General features: G+C 67.9%; 21 protein-coding genes. 14 read left to right on the top strand and 7 right to left on the bottom strand.

All coding sequences use genetic code 11. The annotated features are described in order from the left end of the window. The 7 genes from glyA to U4Z31_RS24370 form a co-directional block, all read left to right on the top strand. Positions 1–808 (top strand): serine hydroxymethyltransferase (glyA, locus tag U4Z31_RS24400; protein ID WP_321811580.1); only part of this gene is annotated, 808 nt, incomplete at its 5' end. 6 nt (positions 809–814) lie between these two features. Then, positions 815–1,294, top strand: a complete 480-nt coding sequence (nrdR, locus tag U4Z31_RS24395; RefSeq protein ID WP_006760615.1) for a transcriptional regulator NrdR — start codon at positions 815–817, stop codon at positions 1,292–1,294. Positions 1,295–1,447: 153 nt separating this feature from the next. Continuing rightward, on the top strand, positions 1,448–2,005 hold the full coding sequence (locus tag U4Z31_RS24390) for a GspH/FimT family pseudopilin (RefSeq protein WP_321811579.1): 558 nt from the start codon (positions 1,448–1,450) through the stop codon (positions 2,003–2,005). Next, positions 2,002–2,424, top strand: coding sequence for a hypothetical protein (locus tag U4Z31_RS24385; protein WP_321811578.1), 423 nt, complete (start codon positions 2,002–2,004; stop codon positions 2,422–2,424). The genes U4Z31_RS24390 and U4Z31_RS24385 overlap by 4 nt, the downstream gene beginning before the upstream one ends. Beyond that, positions 2,408–3,247: a PilW family protein gene (locus U4Z31_RS24380; protein WP_321811577.1), complete on the top strand. Its 840-nt coding sequence runs from the start codon at positions 2,408–2,410 to the stop codon at positions 3,245–3,247. Before U4Z31_RS24385 ends, U4Z31_RS24380 begins: the two co-directional genes overlap by 17 nt. A 106-nt stretch (positions 3,248–3,353) precedes the next feature. Further along, positions 3,354–3,881 carry a hypothetical protein gene (locus tag U4Z31_RS24375; protein ID WP_321811576.1) on the top strand — a complete coding sequence of 176 codons (528 nt, stop codon included), beginning with the start codon at positions 3,354–3,356 and terminating at the stop codon, positions 3,879–3,881. Further along, positions 3,878–4,330, top strand: coding sequence for a type IV pilin protein (locus U4Z31_RS24370; RefSeq protein WP_321811575.1), 453 nt, complete (start codon positions 3,878–3,880; stop codon positions 4,328–4,330). The genes U4Z31_RS24375 and U4Z31_RS24370 overlap by 4 nt, the downstream gene beginning before the upstream one ends. 78 nt (positions 4,331–4,408) lie before the next feature. On the opposite strand, the gene U4Z31_RS24365 is transcribed toward U4Z31_RS24370, so the two are convergent. The 3 genes from U4Z31_RS24365 to U4Z31_RS24355 form a co-directional block, all read right to left on the bottom strand. Next, positions 4,409–4,852 carry a DUF3318 domain-containing protein gene (locus tag U4Z31_RS24365; RefSeq protein ID WP_124488708.1) on the bottom strand — a complete coding sequence of 148 codons (444 nt, stop codon included), beginning with the start codon at positions 4,850–4,852 and terminating at the stop codon, positions 4,409–4,411. A 43-nt stretch (positions 4,853–4,895) separates the two neighbouring features. After that, positions 4,896–5,285 (bottom strand): phage holin family protein, encoded by a 390-nt coding sequence (locus U4Z31_RS24360; RefSeq protein WP_044844100.1) that lies wholly within the window; start codon positions 5,283–5,285, stop codon positions 4,896–4,898. A gap of 124 nt (positions 5,286–5,409) precedes the next feature. Then, a complete protein-coding gene (locus U4Z31_RS24355; RefSeq protein WP_044844101.1) occupies positions 5,410–5,712 on the bottom strand; it encodes a DUF883 family protein in 303 nt (100 codons plus the stop codon). Positions 5,713–6,031: 319 nt separating this feature from the next. On the opposite strand from U4Z31_RS24355, the gene U4Z31_RS24350 reads away from it, so the two are divergent. Next, the gene (locus tag U4Z31_RS24350) at positions 6,032–6,670 is read left to right on the top strand and encodes a peroxiredoxin (RefSeq protein ID WP_034182833.1); all 639 of its coding nucleotides are present in this window, start codon (positions 6,032–6,034) and stop codon (positions 6,668–6,670) included. Between the two features lie 138 nt (positions 6,671–6,808). On the opposite strand, the gene U4Z31_RS24345 is transcribed toward U4Z31_RS24350, so the two are convergent. Beyond that, complete coding sequence (locus U4Z31_RS24345; RefSeq protein WP_321811574.1) at positions 6,809–7,996, bottom strand: acyl-CoA dehydrogenase; 1,188 nt, start codon at positions 7,994–7,996, stop codon at positions 6,809–6,811. A 183-nt stretch (positions 7,997–8,179) separates the two neighbouring features. Between U4Z31_RS24345 and U4Z31_RS24340 the strand changes: the two genes are divergently transcribed. After that, the gene (locus U4Z31_RS24340) at positions 8,180–8,971 is read left to right on the top strand and encodes an IclR family transcriptional regulator (RefSeq protein ID WP_044844103.1); all 792 of its coding nucleotides are present in this window, start codon (positions 8,180–8,182) and stop codon (positions 8,969–8,971) included. Positions 8,972–9,117: 146 nt separating this feature from the next. Here the strand turns inward: U4Z31_RS24340 and U4Z31_RS24335 are convergent, their stop codons facing one another. Beyond that, on the bottom strand, positions 9,118–9,921 hold the full coding sequence (locus U4Z31_RS24335; protein ID WP_321796989.1) for an EAL domain-containing protein: 804 nt from the start codon (positions 9,919–9,921) through the stop codon (positions 9,118–9,120). A 380-nt stretch (positions 9,922–10,301) separates the two neighbouring features. Between U4Z31_RS24335 and U4Z31_RS24330 the strand changes: the two genes are divergently transcribed. The 5 genes from U4Z31_RS24330 to fahA are packed head-to-tail and all read left to right on the top strand — an operon-like array spanning position 10,302 to position 16,259. Next, positions 10,302–11,990 carry an FAD-dependent oxidoreductase gene (locus U4Z31_RS24330; RefSeq protein WP_321811573.1) on the top strand — a complete coding sequence of 563 codons (1,689 nt, stop codon included), beginning with the start codon at positions 10,302–10,304 and terminating at the stop codon, positions 11,988–11,990. 29 nt (positions 11,991–12,019) lie between these two features. Then, a complete protein-coding gene (locus tag U4Z31_RS24325; protein WP_044844106.1) occupies positions 12,020–12,250 on the top strand; it encodes a DUF2783 domain-containing protein in 231 nt (76 codons plus the stop codon). Further along, positions 12,247–13,608 carry an MFS transporter gene (locus tag U4Z31_RS24320; RefSeq protein ID WP_321811572.1) on the top strand — a complete coding sequence of 454 codons (1,362 nt, stop codon included), beginning with the start codon at positions 12,247–12,249 and terminating at the stop codon, positions 13,606–13,608. The genes U4Z31_RS24325 and U4Z31_RS24320 overlap by 4 nt, the downstream gene beginning before the upstream one ends. A gap of 15 nt (positions 13,609–13,623) precedes the next feature. Next, positions 13,624–14,958, top strand: coding sequence for a homogentisate 1,2-dioxygenase (gene hmgA / locus U4Z31_RS24315; protein ID WP_044844108.1), 1,335 nt, complete (start codon positions 13,624–13,626; stop codon positions 14,956–14,958). Further along, a complete protein-coding gene (gene fahA, locus U4Z31_RS24310; protein WP_321796992.1) occupies positions 14,955–16,259 on the top strand; it encodes a fumarylacetoacetase in 1,305 nt (434 codons plus the stop codon). The genes hmgA and fahA overlap by 4 nt, the downstream gene beginning before the upstream one ends. A 141-nt stretch (positions 16,260–16,400) precedes the next feature. Here the strand turns inward: fahA and U4Z31_RS24305 are convergent, their stop codons facing one another. Both U4Z31_RS24305 and U4Z31_RS24300 read right to left on the bottom strand, forming a co-directional pair. Further along, the gene (locus U4Z31_RS24305; RefSeq protein WP_321811571.1) at positions 16,401–16,526 is read right to left on the bottom strand and encodes a hypothetical protein; all 126 of its coding nucleotides are present in this window, start codon (positions 16,524–16,526) and stop codon (positions 16,401–16,403) included. 2 nt (positions 16,527–16,528) lie between these two features. Next, a complete protein-coding gene (locus U4Z31_RS24300; RefSeq protein WP_124488715.1) occupies positions 16,529–17,689 on the bottom strand; it encodes an MFS transporter in 1,161 nt (386 codons plus the stop codon). Positions 17,690–17,730: the final 41 nt, after the last annotated feature.

The raw sequence follows: 17,730 nt of genomic DNA, 5'->3' as shown, positions 1-17,730 counted from the left end.
GCTGAACGAGCAGGAAGACATCGACTACGACGCGGCCGAGAAGCTGGCAAACGAGCACAAGCCGAAGCTGATCGTCGCGGGCGCATCGGCGTTCGCGCTGAAGATCGACTTCGAGCGTCTGGCGAAGATCGCGAAGTCGGTCGGCGCGTACCTGATGGTCGACATGGCGCACTACGCCGGCCTGATCGCAGCGGGCGTGTACCCGAACCCGGTGCCGCACGCGGACTTCGTCACGACGACGACGCACAAGAGCCTGCGCGGCCCGCGCGGCGGCGTGATCCTGATGAAGGCCGAGTACGAGAAGCAGATCAACTCGGCAATCTTCCCGGGTATCCAGGGCGGCCCGCTGATGCACGTGATCGCCGGCAAGGCGGTGGCGTTCAAGGAAGCACTGTCGCCGGAGTTCAAGGAATATCAGCAGAAGGTGGTCGAGAACGCACGCGTGCTGGCTGAAACGCTGGTCAAGCGTGGCCTGCGGATCGTGTCGGGGCGCACCGAAAGCCACGTGATGCTGGTGGACCTGCGCGCGAAGAACATCACGGGCAAGGCAGCGGAAGCGGCACTCGGTGCGGCGCACATCACGGTGAACAAGAACGCGATCCCGAACGATCCGGAAAAGCCGTTCGTGACGAGCGGCATCCGCCTCGGTTCGCCGGCGATGACGACGCGCGGCTTCGGCACGGCGGAAGCCGAGCAGGTCGGCAACCTGATCGCCGACGTGCTCGAGAACCCGGAAGATGCAGCGACGATCGAGCGCGTGCGCGCGCAAGTGGCCGAGCTGACCAAGCGTTTCCCGGTCTATCGCTGATCCGGCATGCGCTGCCCGTTCTGCCGGCATGAGGACACGCAGGTCGTCGACTCGCGCGTGTCCGAAGATGGCGCCGCGATTCGTCGGCGCCGTCGTTGCTCGGCTTGCGACAAGCGCTTCACGACGTACGAACGGGTCGAGCTGAACCTGCCGGCCGTCGTGAAGAAGGACGGCAGCCGCACGGAATTCGACCGTCGCAAGATCGTCGCCAGCATGCAACTCGCGCTGCGCAAGCGGCCGGTTGCGGCTGACGCGATCGACGCGGCGGTCGCCCGCATCGAATATCAGCTGCTCGCAACCGGCGAGCGTGAAGTGCGTAGCGAGAAGCTCGGCGAACTCGTGATGAACGAGCTGCGCGGCCTCGATACGATCGCCTATGTCCGTTTCGCGTCGGTTTACCGCCGGTTCGAGGACGTTTCCGAATTTGCCGACGTGATCGAAGAGTTCCGTCGCGCGTCCCCCTCCAAGCCTCCGCGTAAGCGCTGACGCGCTGCGTCCGTTCATCGTCTTCTCCGTGGGTTCAGTTCGCGCCGATTGTGTCGGCTGCGATCGCATGTCGCCAGTCGGCCGTTCGGCTAATGGCGCGCGTTCGCTCGCGTCGCTACAGTCGACGCATCACGTTGACGGAGGGCGAGCGCGATGGGACTGCACCGGCAGGGTGTTGAAAAACGCATGCGATGCGGCGGCTTCACGCTCGTCGAGTTGATGGTCGCGATCGCGCTGGCAGCCGCGATCGGACTTTACGCCGCACCCGCATTCGATCAGTGGCGCATGCGCGAACGCGTGGAGGCCCGCTCGCTCGCGTTGCTCGGTGCGCTGTCGTTCGCGCGCACCGAGGCGACGCGTCTCGGCGTGCGTGTCACGCTGTGCAGGGCCGGGCGCGATGGCGACTGCGTGCGTTCGGGCGAGCGGTGCGAACCGGCCGAATGGTCGTGCGGCTGGATCGTCAGCGGGCAGTTCGACGGGCGGTCGCGCGTGCTGCGGCGCTATCCGCGCGATGCCGACGTCGCTATCGCGGGCGCGGCGCACGATCTGGCATTTGCGCCGTCGGCAGGCCAGGTGATCGGCGGGATCCGGCGTTTCGAATTGCGTCCGCAGCGTGCGCTGCCCGGCGACGACGCACGCGTGTCGCGCTGCATCCGGATCGCGGCGGGCGGTCGGGCACGCGTCGTCGCCGGTCGTTGCGACGCGGCATGAAGTGCGCGCGCAAGTCGATGCGCGGCACGTCGCTGCTCGAAGCGGTGCTGGCCATCGCGTTGCTCGCAACCGTGATGCTGGCCGTGGCCGGCAGTCAGCTCGCGATGACGCGCGCGCAGCGGGCGACGATCTGGCGTGAACGCGCGCTGTGGCTGGCCGACGCTCGCATCGAGCGCCGGCGTGCGGCGACGGGCGCCGACGACGGCATCGCGGCGCTCGCGGCTGCATCGCTGCCCGGCGGCACGATGACGCTCGACGATGGGCCGGTCGGTGTCCGCTACGTGGTGGTCGGCTGGCGCGACACCAACGCCTACGCGGCGACTTCCACGCGATGTGAAGGTGCGGGGGCGACGGTCAAGCCGGCGTCGTGCGTGCGAATACCGTTTCGGGAGGCCCATGCCGATGCGGACGAACGCTGATCGCCGCAGCCGCGCGCATACGCTGCTCGAAGTGCTGATCGCGATGACCGTCGGCCTGCTCGTGCTTGCCGCGGCCGGTGCGCTGTACCACGCCCAGCGCATCGCGCAGCGGCGCGCGGAAGACGGGTTTCGGATGCGCGATGCGGCCGCGACCGCGCTGATGCTGATCGGCCAGCAGATCCAGATGGCCGGGTTTCGTCCGCTCGATGTCGAAGGGGCGTCATCGCTGCCGCCGGTGTTCGGTTGTTCCGCGGGGCGCGTGCGAGGCGATGGCGCGCAGGTGCGCTGCGAAGCCGTGCGCGCAGCGTCGGATGCGGTGCTGGTTCGGTATGTCGGCGATGCCGTGTCGACGTGGCCGACGGTCGGTGCACAGGTGTCGGATTGTCTCGGGCAGGGTGTCGGCGCTCCCGGTGAGCGGACGCTCGTGGAAAACCGTTTCGACGCGCGTGTCAGCCCGTCGACGGGCGAGCCCGAGTTGTACTGCGAGGGAAGCGGGCGCCCGGGTACGCCGCAACCCGTCATGTCCGGCATCGATCAACTGCGGGTCCGTTACCTGCGTCGCGCAGGCGCGCGGTTCGTCGACGCGGACGCGATGGGCGCCGGCGACTGGCGCGATGTCGTCGCCGTGCACGTATGCGTGCGGGCGCGTGGCGAACCGATGTACGGGCCCGCGCGTCATGTCGATTGCGACGGCCGCACGGCCGTTTCGCGGGACGATCGCGCGCATCTGGTGCTGCATCGAATCGTCGCGTTGCGCAATGCCGCGGTCGCATTCGCGGATCCCGTCCGCGACGCGGCGCAGGACCACGAGGTAGCGCGATGATCCATGCAACCGGATTCGTCGGCGAGCTTGCGATGCGAATCGCGGCCGTCCGCGCAAGGGGGCGCATCGTTGCTTTCTTCGACTCGCAACATGCGGTGAGGGCCTCATGCTGAGCGGAAGAACGACGCGCGCACGCTTTCCATCCGCCAGCCGCGGCTGGCGTCGCGACGCGGGCCTTGCATTGCCTGCCGTGATCGCTGTCGGCGCGGCGGTCGCCGCGCTGACCGGTACATGGTTCGAATCCGCGCTGACGGAATCGCGCCGCACGCGTGCATTGTCGGACCGGTTGATTGCATTTCACGCGGCCGACGCAGCGCTGGCCGCCTGTACCGCGCGATTGCTCCGCGGCGGGGCGCCGTACATGGACGAACCCCTGTCACCCGGCGAGCCGGATGCATGGCGGCGTACGCCCGCGCTGGGCTTCGCCTCCTGGCCGATGGCGGCCCAGCCGCCGCGTTGCCTGATCGAAGCCTGGCGAGGCGTCGGTCCGCAAGGGAGTCGCGCTTACCTCGTCACCGCGCGTGGTGTCGGCGGCCATGCGTCGAGCGTGGTCTGGCTGCAGAGCCAGGTCGCGCTGCGCGACGGACGCATCGTGGCGCAGCGCTGGCGTCGCGTCGCGGCGGTGCATCGATGAAAGCGCCTGGATTGCTGCGCCGGTTGGCGGCGTTCACGTTGCTCGAACTGATGATCGTGCTTGCGATCGTCGCCGTGCTGGCCGCGTGGGGCGTCTCGTCATATCGCGAACATGTCGCGCGCATGCATCGCGCGTCCGCGGTTGCCGCGCTGTATCGCGCCGCTCAATATCTCGAAACGCTCGACGGCCCGGCGCCGCAGACGTTGCCGGATGCATACGCACAGGCACCGCCGGACGGGCAGGCGATTTACCGCGTGGGGCTGAAACGATCGGTCGGCGACGATGCGCAGGTCGTCTACGAACTCGTTGCGAACCCGCTCGAGGCAGGCCCGATGCGTGCCGATGCATGCGGCGCATTCACGCTGCGTTCGGACGGCACGAAAGGCAATACGGGATCGAGCGACGCAGCGTCCGAGACACTGGAGCGGACATGCTGGGGCGTGCGCTGATCGCCCGATTACCCGATCGTCCGATCACGCACGGAAAACGCGCACCGCCGGATGGCCGTGCACGCCCGTCGTTGCGCATCAGTCGTCGTTCGCGGCCATTGCGCGTTCATCGCGCGACTGTTTCCAGATCCGGTAGAACTCCCACGCGGCGAAGCCGACGGTGCCCCACTTCAGCGCGGGGCCCGCGCTCGCGCGCAGCAGCGATCGAATGGGTTTCGCCAGCACGAGCGACGCGAGCGAACTCAGCATCGGATACTGATTGACGAGCTGGCCGAGGTTCGCGTTCAGGTTCTTGGCGGACTGGCTCAACTTGCCGCTCGACAGGCCGGGGATGAACACCTTGAGCCAACTGAAGCGCGTGACGGCGTGGCGCATTTCGGCGGCGGCTTCGGCAAGCTCGAGCCGCTCGACCTCGGATCGCAGGATCAGCAATTCCTTGCGGAGCGCGCGATGCTGCGACGCGCTCCACTTCGATCGCGACGAATGGGGGCGGGGCGAGTGGCCCGTGACGTTCTGGCTCATGGCGCGTCGGCGAAGTAGGTGAGAGGGGTGAACGCGACTGCGTTCACGGCTTGCCGCGGAAAGCCTCGCGGTCTTTCTCGAGCTCGGCGAGCGTTGCTTCGAACACGGTCGGCGCCTCGCGCAGGCCCGTGCGCGCCTTCAGCGCACATGCGATACCGGCGATCGCGTACAGCGCGGTGATGACCGCGAGCGATTGCCACCGGTAGGTGTCCCAGAACGCGATCGTGACGAGCACGGTCAGGCTGATGAGCGCCATCGTCGCGAGCATCATCGCCGCGAGCCCGAGGAACAGCACGCCCATCAGGCGTTCCTTCTCCTCGGCGAGTTCGATGCCGACCAGTTCGAGGCGCGTCTGCAGCAGGCCGATCGCGGAGCCGACGAAGCGGCGCAACGGTCCCTGGCCGGACGGCTGCGAGTGGGTGTCTGTCGTCATGAATAAGGCGCTTGCGCGCGCAGTGAGCGTCTAGGTCAAAGCTGGCCGGCGGCGAACCGCCGGCCGGCTTCGGCGCCCATGTGCCGCACCGGGCGGCGCATGGGGCGGAACGGCGCCGAGCGCGTTACTTGCGGTTGATCAGCAGGCCGATCAACACGCCGACGCCGGCGGCGACGCCGATCGACGTCCACGGATGCTCGTGCACGTAGTCGTCGGTCGCGCGCGCGGCCTTCTTGCCTTTTTCGACCACCACGACCTGGACGTCGGTTGCCTTTTCCTTGGCCTGCTTCAGGCGCGACAGGGCTTTTTCGCGCAGTTCGGCCGCACGGTCGCCCGTGCTGCTCGCCGCTTGCTTGAGCAGATCCTCGGCGTCCGCGAGAACGGTTTTGATATCCGACATCAGTTTCTCCTTGTTGATTTCCGACATTGCAACTCCCTTCATGCTGTCATGCTGCAGGTTCACATCCTAGCGAAACGCCTGCCCGCTGGCGAGCCGGGACAAATAAACGGCGGCAGTGCAAGACTGCATGGTAAACGACTCGTAATCGTCAACAGAGCTTCAGACGATACGAAAAGTTTCCCTGGGCGCCATTCGTGCCGCGCCGCCACCCGGCAAAAATGACAAAAAAGTATGAATATCAAACGTAATAATCGTTCGCATGTCTCATTGCTTCCCGTAAGCTGATGGACTGTCCCGCGCCATCCAGCGCGCGGTTTCAACCAGCATCGTTCGAGGAGGGAACATCATGAGTCTGCGTCTTGGCGACATCGCACCGGATTTCGAGCAGGAATCGAGCCTGGGCCCCATCAAGTTTCACGAGTGGCTGGGCGACAGCTGGGGTGTCCTGTTCTCGCACCCGGCCGATTACACGCCGGTGTGCACGACTGAACTCGGGCTGACCTCGAAGCTGAAGGGCGAATTCGAGAAACGCAACGTGAAGGTGATCGCGCTGTCGGTCGACGGCGTCGAATCGCACAAGGGCTGGATCAACGACATCAACGAAACGCAGTCGACCGTGGTCGGTTTCCCGATCATCGCCGACGCGGACCGCAAGGTTTCGCAGCTGTACGACATGATCCACCCGAACGCGAACGAAACGCTGACGGTGCGCTCGCTGTTCGTGATCGACCCGAACAAGAAGGTGCGGCTCACTATCACCTATCCGGCCAGCACCGGCCGTAACTTCGACGAAGTGTTGCGCGTGATCGACTCGCTGCAGCTGACCGACAATTACAAGGTCGCGACGCCCGGCAACTGGAAGGACGGCGACGACGTCGTGATCGTGCCGTCGCTGCAGGATCCGGAAGAGCTGAAGAAACGCTTCCCGAAGGGTTTCAACGCCGTGCGGCCGTACCTGCGCCTCACGCCGCAGCCGAACAAGTAAGGAGCGGCTGCCGCCTCGGCGGCGCGTGACGAACGCGCGTCGATGAAAACGGCCTGCCCGGCAGCGATGCCGGGCGGGCCGTGTCGTTTCAGCGGCGACGATGCGGCGCGAAGGGCGCCGCGCCGCGCATCAGAATGATCAGAAGAATGCCTGGATGCCCGTCTGGGCGCGGCCGAGGATCAGCGCATGGATGTCGTGCGTGCCTTCGTACGTATTCACCACTTCGAGGTTCACGAGGTGGCGCGCGACGCCGAATTCGTCCGAGATGCCGTTGCCGCCGAGCATGTCGCGCGCGAGCCGCGCGATGTCGAGTGCCTTGCCACACGAGTTGCGCTTCATGATCGACGTGATCTCGACGGCCGCCGTGCCTTCGTCCTTCATCCGGCCGAGACGCAGCACGCCTTGCAGGCCGAGCGTGATTTCGGTCTGCATGTCGGCGAGCTTCTTCTGGATCAGCTGGTTCGCGGCGAGCGGGCGGCCGAACTGCTTGCGGTCGAGCACGTACTGGCGCGCGGTATGCCAGCAGGACTCGGCTGCGCCGAGCGCGCCCCAGGCGATCCCGTAGCGCGCCGAGTTCAGGCACGTGAACGGGCCGCGCAGGCCGCTCACGTCCGGCATCAGGTTCTCTTCGGGCACCAACACCTCGTCGAGGACGATCTCGCCGGTGATCGACGCACGCAGCCCGACCTTGCCGTGGATCGCCGGCGCCGACAGGCCCTTCCAGCCCTTCTCGAGAATGAAGCCGCGGATCGCGTCCTTGCCGTTTTCTTCCAGTTTCGCCCACACGACGAACACGTCGGCGATCGGCGAGTTGGTGATCCACATCTTCGCGCCGGACAGCGAGTAGCCGCCGGGCACCTTCTTCGCGCGCGTGACCATGCTGCCCGGGTCGGAGCCGTGGTTCGGCTCGGTCAGCCCGAAGCAGCCGATCCATTCGCCGCTCGCGAGCTTCGGCAGGTATTTCTGCTTCTGCGCGTCCGAGCCGAATTCGTGGATCGGCACCATCACGAGCGACGACTGCACGGACATCATCGAGCGGTAGCCGGAGTCGACGCGCTCGACTTCGCGCGCGATCAGCCCGTAGCTCACGTAATTGAGGCCGGGGCCGCCGTATTCTTCAGGAATCGTCGGGCCGAGCAGGCCGATCTCGCCCATCTCGCGGAAGATCTCGGCATCGGTGCGCTCGTGGCGGAACGCTTCGGTCACGCGCGGCGCGAGCTTGTCCCGCGCGTACGCGTGCGCGGCATCGCGCACCATCCGCTCTTCTTCGGTCAGTTGCTGGTCGAGCAGCAGCGGATCGTCCCAATGAAAAGTTGCAGCAGCCATCGTTTCATCTCCTGTCGGCTTCGCGGTCGGCCCGAGTCGGTGCTTCAGCGCTGCCTCGGGCCCCATGCTTTGCGGTCGTCCCGGGTTGGCGCTTCGCTGCCTGGCCCGATGTCTAAAGGTCGCTTGACTCAAGTTCCGCTATGCGGAACAATGTTTTGCAAAACGAACCAAGTGTAGCATCAGATGACGCTTTCAACCATCGACGAAACCACGATCGACGAACGCAAGTTCGTCGTTGCGCTCGCGCGCGGGCTCGACCTGCTGCGCGCATTCCGGCCCGGCGAGACGATGCTCGGCAATCGCGACTTCGCGGAGCGCACCGGGCTGCCGAAGGCGACGGTGAACCGGCTCGCCTACACGCTGACCGTGCTCGGCTACCTGCGCTACGACGAGACGCTCGGAAAGTATGCGCTCGACGCCGGCGTGCTGTCGCTCGGCTACGCGTTGCTGTCCGGCTCGGGGACGCTCGATCTCGCGCGGCCGCACATGCAGGCGCTCGCGCGCGAGATCGGCGCGGCCGTGTCGCTCGGCTGCCGGGACGGGCTCGACATGATCTATCTGGAGACGATCCGCAGCGAAACGGCGCTGACGCTCGGGCTGGCGCCCGGCTCGCGGCTGTCGATGCTGACGAGCTCGATGGGGCGCGCGTACCTGGCCGTGCAGCCGGAGGACGTGCGCCGCGCGCTCTACGCGGATCTGCACCGGGCGGCGGGCGGCGCGGCCGACGCGGATGCACTCGTCGCGGCCGCACAGGACGCGGTGGCCGAATTCTCCGCGGGCGGATGCTGTTATTCGTTCCGCGCGTGGCACATGGACGTGAACGCGGCGGCCGTGCCGTTTCGCGAGCCGCGCGAGGGGCGCTGGCTGATCCTGAGCTGCAGCGGGCCTGCGTCGTCGATGGACGAGGACGTGTTCCGCACGCAGGTCGGGCCGAAGCTGAAGGCGCTCGCGCAGCGGCTCGGGCAGACGGTCTGAAACGGGCCCTGCGCGCGGCGCGTCGCCGGGGTGTCCGGGCACGCGAATAGGCGCGCCGACATCCCGATCCCCACCGCAACCCGCTCGCTGAATCGAATCCACGATCCTGCGCGGCGCTCCCCGCGCGCCGGCAGCCACACCACCAATCAGGCCGTGACGACCTTCGCGAACACCGGCCCCTGCATGAACCGCACGTCGTGCTGGCGCAGCAGCTCGCACTGCGTCTCGTCGACGACGCCGTCGAAAATCAGCGGAATCCGCACGCGCTGCGCATACGCGACCAGCGCCTTCACCATCCCGTCGCGCAGAGCGATGCCCGCATCCATCTTGATGTAGTCGGGCCGCGCCATCTCCGATTCGACCGCGAGGATCCGGCCCGGGTCGGGCAGCTTGTCGGCGACCTTGAAGCCGTGATGCTGGTAGCTGCGCGTCAGGTAGCCGAGGAAGGTCTTGTGCGCGACCGCGACGGCCGGCAGCTCGATCACGACCCGTTCGGTCGGCAGCCCGAAGCGCTGCAGCACCGACGAGAAATGCTTGCCGTGGTCGTACTTCACGCTCTTGAGCAGCCGTTCGTGCACACGCAGGAACAGCAGCCCGTGACGTTGCGCGCCGAAGAAGTTGATCGCGTGCAGCGCGCGCGACAGCCGGTCGATCGCGACGAGCGTCTGGTCGTCGACGGCCGAATCGACCGGGTCGTGCGGCGTGCCCGTGACCAGCGTGACGGCCTGGAAGCCGAGTTCGTCGCCGTAGCGCTCGATCGCGTCCGCGAACGACGTCGACTGCGGCGCGCCGGGCATCGTCACGTCGTAGATCGGTTCATAGGCGCTCGCAAGCGTGCGCTCCGGCAGATTGGCGCACGCGGTGCCGCCCTCGGCGAGCGCAAGGTGTTCCCGCAGATACGGCAGTTGCCCGGCACGGACGACCAGCTCGGGAATGTTGGGCGGAATCATCGGCGTGGGAAGGAAAAAATGGCGGCCGAAAGGGCCGCCTCATTTCTCGATATTAGCAGCGCGAGCCCGGCTCGGCTTGGCGTTTCGCTCATATGGTTATCCCGTTCCGGAACCGGCGGCTAGGGTTTACGTTGATTTCACTATTCGTAATTGGTTTTACTATTCGTAAATCCAAGAATATGTCGCCGATCAAGAAAAGCGGCGTTCGGGCGCCCGCAGCGGTGCCGTTTCCCGAATCGGATCAACAGGAAGCAAGGAGCGAGACGTGGCGGTTGACAGGAAGTGGACGGAACAGGGCGGGCCGCGGCGGCGGCGGGCAACGGGCATGAGCGGAACGACGCTGCGCGCGCCGGCATGCGCACGGCAGGGTTGAGGAGCGGATGGCGACCATGAGCATCGATTACCAGACGCTGAAGTTCGACTACCGGCCGCGCGCGACGCGCGCCGCCGGGGATGACGCGGCCCTCCACCCGGTGATCGTCGTCGGCGCGGGCCCGGTGGGCCTGTCGGCCGCGATCGACCTGGCGCAGCAGGGCGTGCCGGTCGTGCTGCTCGACGACGACGACACGCTGTCGACGGGCTCGCGCGCGATCTGCTTCGCGAAGCGCACGCTCGAGATCTTCGACCGGCTCGGCTGCGGCGAGCGCTTCGTCGACAAGGGCGTGAGCTGGCATGTCGGCAAGGTGTTCCTGCAGGACGAACAGCTGTATGCGTTCGACCTGCTGCCGGAGGAAGGCCACGCGCGTCCCGCGTTCATCAACCTGCAGCAGTACTACGTCGAAGGCTATCTGGCCGAGCGCGCGTTCGCGCTGCCCAACCTCGAGATTCGCTGGAAGCACAGGGTGACGGGTGTCGCGCAATCGGCGGAACACGCCACGCTCACCGTCGAGACGCCGGAAGGGATCGAGACGCTGCGCGCGCAATACGTGATCGCGGCCGACGGCTCGCGCAGCCCGATGCGCGCGGCGATGGGCCTCGAGAGCCGCGGCCGCACGTTCAAGGACCGCTTCCTGATCGCCGACGTGAAGATGAAGGCGGAATTCCCGACCGAACGCTGGTTCTGGTTCGATCCGCCGTTCCACCGCAACCAGTCGGTGCTGCTGCACCGCCAGCCCGACAACGTGTGGCGCATCGACTTCCAGCTCGGCTGGGACGCCGATCCGGTCGCCGAGAAGCAGCCGGAACGCGTGATCCCGCGCGTGCGCGCGCTGCTCGGGCCGGACGTCGAGTTCGAGCTCGAATGGGTGAGCGTCTATACGTTCCGCTGCCAGCGGATGGACACGTTCCGTCATGGCCGCGTGCTGTTCGCGGGCGATTCCGCGCACGGCGTGTCGCCGTTCGGTGCGCGCGGCGCGAACAGCGGCGTGCAGGACGCGGACAACCTCGCGTGGAAGCTGAAGCTCGTGCTCGACGGCCGCGCTGACGACCGCCTGCTCGACACCTACGCGAGCGAGCGCGAGTTCGCGGCCGACGAGAACATCCGCAATTCGACGCGCTCGACCGACTTCATCACGCCGAAGAGCGCGGTGTCGCGCGTGTTCCGCGACGCGACGCTGAAGCTTGCACGCGACTGCGAATTCGCGCGCAAGCTCGTGAACAGCGGCCGCCTGTCGGTGCCTGCCGTGCTGACCGATTCGCCGCTGAACACGCCGGACCGCAACGGCGACGCGTTCGCGTGCGCGATGCGGCCGGGCGCGGCGGCGGCCGATGCGCCGGTGCGCGCGCAGGGTGCGTCCGGCTGGCTGTTGCGGCATCTGGGCGACGGCTTCGCGGGCATGCTGTTCGGGCTGCCCGGCGACGCCGCCGCGCTCGCGCAGGCGCTCGACGGCCTCGCGCTGCCGGTGCGGCCGGTGCTGGTCGTGCCGGCCGGGCATGCGCAACCGGTGGCCGGCGTCGACGTCGTGGAGGACGTCGACGGTTTCGTCGCGCAACGCTACGACGCGAAGCCCGGCACGTTCTACCTGCTGCGTCCCGACCAGCACGTCTGCGCACGGATGCGCACGCTCGAGCGCCAGGCGATCGCCGACGCACTGGCGCGTGCGACCTGCGCACGCGCAACCGCGCATTGACTACGACAACGATACCGGAGACACCCGTCATGCCCCGACTCGACACCCGCCCGCGCCTGGCCGATCCGGACGCGTTCTACGAAGCGCTGATCGACATGCATCGCGACCTGTCGGACGCCGACAGCCAGCTCGTCAACGCGAAGCTGATCCTGCTGCTCGCGAACCAGATCGGCGACGCCGACGTGCTGCGCGAAGCGATGGCGCTCGCGCGCCAGGGCGTGACGCCGCCCGTGCATCCGGCCGCCGAGGCGGCGCAATGAGCGCGGCGCCGGCCGACGCGCGCGTGCTCGAAGTCGAGCGCGTGATCGACGACACGCATCGCCCGGGCTTTCACTGGATGCTGCTCGTGTTGTGCGGGCTGTGTCTCGTGATCGACGGCTTCGATGCGCAGGCGATGGGGTATGTCGCGCCGAGCGTGATCGCCGAATGGGGCGTGCCGAAGCAGGCGCTCGGGCCCGTGTTCAGCGCGAGCCTGTTCGGGATGCTGCTCGGCGCGCTCGGGTTGTCGGTGCTGGCCGACCGGATCGGGCGGCGCCCGGTGCTGATCGGCTCGACGCTGTTCTTCGCGGTGACGATGCTCGCGACGCCGTTCGCGGGTTCGATCCCGGTGCTGATGGCGCTGCGCTTCGTCACGGGCCTCGGCCTCGGCTGCATCATGCCGAACGCGATGGCGCTGGTCGGCGAGTTCAGCCCGGCCGCCCATCGCGTGAAGCGGATGATGATCGTGTCGTGCGGCTTCACGCTCGGCGCCGCGATCGGCGGCTTCATCAGCGCCGCGCTGATTCCGGCGCTCGGCTGGCGCTCGGTGTTCTTCGTCGGCGGCGCGGTGCCGCTGGTGCTGACGCTCGCGATGTTCGCGCGGCTGCCCGAGTCGCTGCAGTTCCTCGTGCTGAAAGGGCGCGACGTGCAGGCACGCGCCTGGCTCGCGCGCTTCGCGCCGCAGGCCGGCATCGACGCGACCACGCGCCTCGTCGTGCGCGAGCGCGCGGCGAGCGGCGCGCCGGTCGCCGAGCTGTTCCGTCATGGCCGCCTGCCGGTCACGCTGCTGCTGTGGGCAATCAGCTTCATGAACCTGATCGACCTGTACTTCCTGTCGAACTGGCTACCGACGGTGATGCGCGACGCGGGCTATTCGCCGGGCACGGCGGTGATCGTCGGCACGGTGCTGCAGACGGGCGGCGTGATCGGCACGCTGTCGCTCGGCTGGTTCATCGAACGCTACGGCTTCGTGCGCGTGCTGTTCGCGTGCTTCGCATGCGCGGCCGTGTCGGTGGGGCTGATCGGCTCGGTCGCGCATGCGCTGCCGTGGCTGCTGCTCGTCGTGTTCGCCGGCGGGTTCTGCGTGGTCGGCGGGCAGCCGGCCGTGAACGCGCTCGCGGGCCAGTATTACCCGACGTCGCTGCGCTCGACCGGCATCGGCTGGAGCCTCGGTATCGGCCGGATCGGCTCGGTGCTCGGGCCGCTCGTCGGCGGACAACTGATTGCGCTCAACTGGACCAACGGCGCGCTGTTCCATGCGGCCGCGGTGCCCGTGCTGTGCTCGGCGCTGTTCGTGCTGGGCCTGGCCGGCGTCACGCGGCGCAGCGGGGCGCAGGCGCCGAACGCCGCCTTGAATTGATGGAGAAAGGAAACGATGACGCTTGACCTGTCGAAACCGGCAACCGCCGGCTACCTGAGCGGATTCGCGAACGAATTCGCGACCGAGGCGCTGCCCGGCGCGCTGCCGCACGGCCGCAACTCGCCGCAGCGCGCGCCGTACGGGCTGTATGCGGAGCAGCTATCGGGCACCGCGTTTACCGCACCGCGCAGCCACAACCGCCGCTCGTGGCTGTACCGGATCCGGCCGGCGGCCGTGCACCGGCCGTTCGAGCCGTTCACGGGGCCGCAGCGGCTCGTGTCGGAATTCGGCGATTCGGCCGACGTGCCGCCGACGCCGCCGAACCAGCTGCGCTGGGATCCGCTGCCGATGCCGGTCGAGCCGACCGATTTCGTCGAAGGGCTCGTGACGATGGCCGGCAACGGTTCGGCGGCCGCGATGAACGGCTGTGCGATCCACCTGTACGCGGCGAACCGCTCGATGCAGGACCGCTTTTTCTATAGCGCCGACGGCGAGCTGCTGATCGTGCCGCAGCAGGGGCGGCTCTTCATCGCGACCGAATTCGGCCGGCTCGACGTCGAGCCGTTCGAGATCGCGGTGATTCCGCGCGGCGTGCGTTTTTCCGTCGCGCTGCCGGACGGCGATGCGCGCGGCTACATCTGCGAGAACTTCGGCGCGCTGCTGCGCCTGCCTGACCTCGGCCCCATCGGTTCGAACGGGCTCGCGAACCCGCGCGATTTCCTCACGCCGCAGGCCGCGTACGAGGATCGCGAGGGCGCGTTCGAGCTGGTCGCGAAGCTGAACGGGCGCCTGTGGCGCGCGGACATCGGCCATTCGCCGTTCGACGTCGTCGCGTGGCACGGCAACTACGCGCCGTACAAATACGACCTGCGCCTGTTCAACACGATCGGCTCGATCAGCTTCGACCATCCCGATCCGTCGATCTTCCTCGTGCTGCAGTCGCCGAGCGACACGCCGGGCGTCGACACGATCGACTTCGTGATCTTCCCGCCGCGCTGGCTCGCGGCCGAGGATACGTTCCGCCCGCCCTGGTTCCACCGCAACGTCGCGAGCGAGTTCATGGGGCTCGTGCACGGCGCGTACGACGCGAAGGCCGAAGGCTTCGTGCCGGGCGGCGCGAGCCTGCACAACTGCATGTCGGGCCACGGGCCGGACGCGGACACGTTCGAGAAGGCGTCGGCGAGCGACACGACGAAGCCGCACAAGGTCGACGCGACGATGGCGTTCATGTTCGAAACCCGCACGCTGATCCGGCCGACGCGCTATGCGCTCGACACGGCGCAGCTGCAGGCCGACTACTTCGAATGCTGGCAAGGCATCAGGAAACACTTCAATCCGGAGCAACGATGAGCGATACCCAAGACTGGCGCGCGACGCTCGACCCGGCTCGCAAGAGCTGGGTCGAGACGGCGAACGATCCCGCCTGCGATTTCCCGATCCAGAACCTGCCGTTCGGGATCTTCAGCGATGCGAAGCAACCGGCGCGCCGCGCGGGCGTCGCGCTCGGCGACCAGATCGTCGACCTCGCCGCGCTCGCGCGTGCGGGCCTCGTGACGCTGCCGGCCGGCGCCGACGTGTTCGCCGCGCCGACGCTCAATGCGTTCATCGCGCTCGGCCGCGATGCGTGGCGCGGCGTGCGCGTGCAGCTGTCGACGCTGTTTTCGCGCGACGACGCGCGACTGCGCGATGACGCCGCGTTGCGTGCGCAAGCGCTCGTCGCGCAGCGCGACGCGACGCTGCACCTGCCGGTCGACATTCCCGGCTACACCGATTTCTATTCGTCGAAGGAGCATGCGACCAACGTCGGCTCGATGTTTCGCGATCCGAAGAATGCGCTGCTGCCGAACTGGTCGGAGATGCCGATCGGCTACAACGGCCGTGCGTCGTCGGTGGTCGTGAGCGGCACGCCGGTGCGGCGCCCGAACGGGCAGCTGAAGCTGCCCGACCAGGAGCGTCCGGTGTTCGGCGCGTGCCGCAAGCTCGACATCGAACTGGAGACGGGCTTCATCGTCGGCCGCGGCAATGCGCTCGGCGAGCCGATCGCGTGCGAGGATGCCGAAGCGCACATCTTCGGGATGGTGCTGCTGAACGACTGGAGCGCGCGCGACATCCAGCAGTGGGAATACGTGCCGCTCGGCCCGTTCAACTCGAAGGGCTTCGCGACGACGATCTCGCCCTGGATCGTCACGCTCGACGCGCTCGAACCGTTTCGCGTCGCGCAGCCCGAACAGTCGCCGCAGCCGCTCGCGTATCTGCGGCACGCGGGCAAGCATGCATTCGACATCGCGCTCGAAGTGACGCTGCGCGCCGAAGGTGCGGCCGAAGCGACGTCGATCTGCCGCACCAACTTCAGGCACATGTACTGGACGATGGCGCAGCAGCTCGCGCATCACACGGTCGCGGGCTGCAACACGCGCGTGGGCGACCTGATGGGTTCGGGCACGATCAGCGGGCCGACGAAGGATTCGTTCGGTAGCCTGCTCGAACTGACGTGGAACGGCAAGGAGCCGCTCGCGCTGAACGGCGGCGGCAGCCGCGCGTTCATCGAGGACGGCGACGAGCTCACGCTCGCCGGGTGGTGCCAGGGCGATGGTTATCGCGTCGGCTTCGGCACCTGTGCCGGCAAGATCCTTCCCGCGCGGGGCGCGTGACGGATCGCGGCGCGACATGTAGCGCGTAGTCCGGAAGGACAGGGCGGCCCGCATTAAGTGGGCCGTTTTCGTTTTGTCGGCGAGTGGCGCGCGTGTGCGCCGATGCGTGCGGGTGGGTGATGCTGCGCACGTGTTTCAGCGTCAGGGTGTTTGAGTCTGCGCCAGCGTGCGCGTCGGTGTCGGCATCGGCATCGGCATCGGCATCAGCATCAGCGCCAACGCCAACGCCAACGCCAACGCCAACGCCAACGCCAGCGTCAGCGCCAACGTCACACCGCGCGCTGCAACGCGGCGCGTCGTTCCCACAGCGCTGCCGCGACGAATGCGGCGACGCACACGACCAGCACGCCGATCAGTGCATTGCTGCCGAGTTGCTCCATCAACGCGCCGGCGACCAGCGGACCGCCGAAGCTCGCGGCGCTCCACGACGCCGACACGAGCGAGCTCGCGGTGACGAGCGCCGCGCCGCGAAAGCGTTCGCCGCACGCGACGAGCGACAGCGTGTAGATGCTGCCGGCCGCCGCGCCCAGCACGAACAGCAGCGGCCAGCATAGCCACGGGTTCGCGATCACGAACGGCAGCAGCGGCAGGCCTGCGAGCACGATCCAGCCGGCGCCGAGGTGCACGCGTTCGCGGCCGAGCTTGTCCGCGAGCCAGCCGATCGGGAACTGCATCGCGGTGTCGCCGAACAGCATGATCGACGCGAGCAGCACGGCGGTCGCGCTCGCGACGCCGTGATCCATCGCATAGAGCGGCAGCAGCGACAGCGCGAGCGTATCGAACAGCGCGAAGAAGCCCGTGCCGATGATCAGCGCGGGCATGCGCGGCAGTACGGCGAACCAGCTGTCGTGCGCTGCGTGATGTGCGTCGTCGCCGGCGAGCGGCGCGCGCCGGATCGTCGCGAGCGCCGGCAGCGCGAGCAGGAACAGCGCGCCGCACAGCGCGAAGCGGATGCGCGTCGCGCCGGCGATCTGGCTGACGAGCACCGGGCCCGCCATCTGGAACAGCGTGAAATTGGTCGCGTAGATCGCGACCACGCGGCCGCGTGTCGAGTCGTCGGCGAGCTGGTTGACCCATGCCTCGCCGATCGTGAACAGCAGCATCAGCGCCGCGCCGCACAGCACGCGCAGCGCGCCCCATACGATCAGGTTCGACGTGAACTGCATCAGCGCGGTGGCCGCGGCGAGCAGCACGACCGACACGACGATCGCGCGGCGAGCGCCGATGCGCCGTGCGAGCGCGGTGACGAACGGGACGATCGCGAGGCCGCCCAGGGCCTGCGCGGCCGTCAGCATGCCGACGACGTTGGTGCCGTGTCCGGCTTCGGTCAAGGCGAGCGCGGTGAGCGGCATCGTGGCGCCGGTGCCGAGACCGACCACCGCGACGCTCAGGATCAGCGCGAGGAAATCACGATTGAGAATGGCTTTCATCGGCCGCGATGCTACACCGTGGCCCCTGAAAGGTCCATGAA

The organism is Burkholderia sp. BCC1985, assembly GCF_905339915.1.
Taxonomy (GTDB): Bacteria; Pseudomonadota; Gammaproteobacteria; order Burkholderiales; family Burkholderiaceae; genus Burkholderia.
Note: the sequence above shows the minus strand (reverse complement) of the source record. Positions and strands in the feature narration are given on the sequence as shown.

What these genes read in the sequence shown, in the direction of transcription:
- nrdR (WP_006760615.1), top strand. Translation starts at nt 815, where the DNA reads ATGCGCTGCCCGTTCTGCCGGCATGAGGACACGCAGGTCGTCGACTCG.
- U4Z31_RS24390 (WP_321811579.1), top strand. Translation starts at nt 1,448, where the DNA reads ATGGGACTGCACCGGCAGGGTGTTGAAAAACGCATGCGATGCGGCGGC.
- U4Z31_RS24385 (WP_321811578.1), top strand. Translation starts at nt 2,002, where the DNA reads ATGAAGTGCGCGCGCAAGTCGATGCGCGGCACGTCGCTGCTCGAAGCG.
- U4Z31_RS24380 (WP_321811577.1), top strand. Translation starts at nt 2,408, where the DNA reads ATGCGGACGAACGCTGATCGCCGCAGCCGCGCGCATACGCTGCTCGAA.
- U4Z31_RS24375 (WP_321811576.1), top strand. Translation starts at nt 3,354, where the DNA reads ATGCTGAGCGGAAGAACGACGCGCGCACGCTTTCCATCCGCCAGCCGC.
- U4Z31_RS24370 (WP_321811575.1), top strand. Translation starts at nt 3,878, where the DNA reads ATGAAAGCGCCTGGATTGCTGCGCCGGTTGGCGGCGTTCACGTTGCTC.
- U4Z31_RS24365 (WP_124488708.1), bottom strand. Translation starts at nt 4,852, where the DNA reads ATGAGCCAGAACGTCACGGGCCACTCGCCCCGCCCCCATTCGTCGCGA.
- U4Z31_RS24360 (WP_044844100.1), bottom strand. Translation starts at nt 5,285, where the DNA reads ATGACGACAGACACCCACTCGCAGCCGTCCGGCCAGGGACCGTTGCGC.
- U4Z31_RS24355 (WP_044844101.1), bottom strand. Translation starts at nt 5,712, where the DNA reads ATGTCGGAAATCAACAAGGAGAAACTGATGTCGGATATCAAAACCGTT.
- U4Z31_RS24350 (WP_034182833.1), top strand. Translation starts at nt 6,032, where the DNA reads ATGAGTCTGCGTCTTGGCGACATCGCACCGGATTTCGAGCAGGAATCG.
- U4Z31_RS24345 (WP_321811574.1), bottom strand. Translation starts at nt 7,996, where the DNA reads ATGGCTGCTGCAACTTTTCATTGGGACGATCCGCTGCTGCTCGACCAG.
- U4Z31_RS24340 (WP_044844103.1), top strand. Translation starts at nt 8,180, where the DNA reads ATGACGCTTTCAACCATCGACGAAACCACGATCGACGAACGCAAGTTC.
- U4Z31_RS24335 (WP_321796989.1), bottom strand. Translation starts at nt 9,921, where the DNA reads ATGATTCCGCCCAACATTCCCGAGCTGGTCGTCCGTGCCGGGCAACTG.
- U4Z31_RS24330 (WP_321811573.1), top strand. Translation starts at nt 10,302, where the DNA reads ATGGCGACCATGAGCATCGATTACCAGACGCTGAAGTTCGACTACCGG.
- U4Z31_RS24325 (WP_044844106.1), top strand. Translation starts at nt 12,020, where the DNA reads ATGCCCCGACTCGACACCCGCCCGCGCCTGGCCGATCCGGACGCGTTC.
- U4Z31_RS24320 (WP_321811572.1), top strand. Translation starts at nt 12,247, where the DNA reads ATGAGCGCGGCGCCGGCCGACGCGCGCGTGCTCGAAGTCGAGCGCGTG.
- hmgA (WP_044844108.1), top strand. Translation starts at nt 13,624, where the DNA reads ATGACGCTTGACCTGTCGAAACCGGCAACCGCCGGCTACCTGAGCGGA.
- fahA (WP_321796992.1), top strand. Translation starts at nt 14,955, where the DNA reads ATGAGCGATACCCAAGACTGGCGCGCGACGCTCGACCCGGCTCGCAAG.
- U4Z31_RS24300 (WP_124488715.1), bottom strand. Translation starts at nt 17,689, where the DNA reads ATGAAAGCCATTCTCAATCGTGATTTCCTCGCGCTGATCCTGAGCGTC.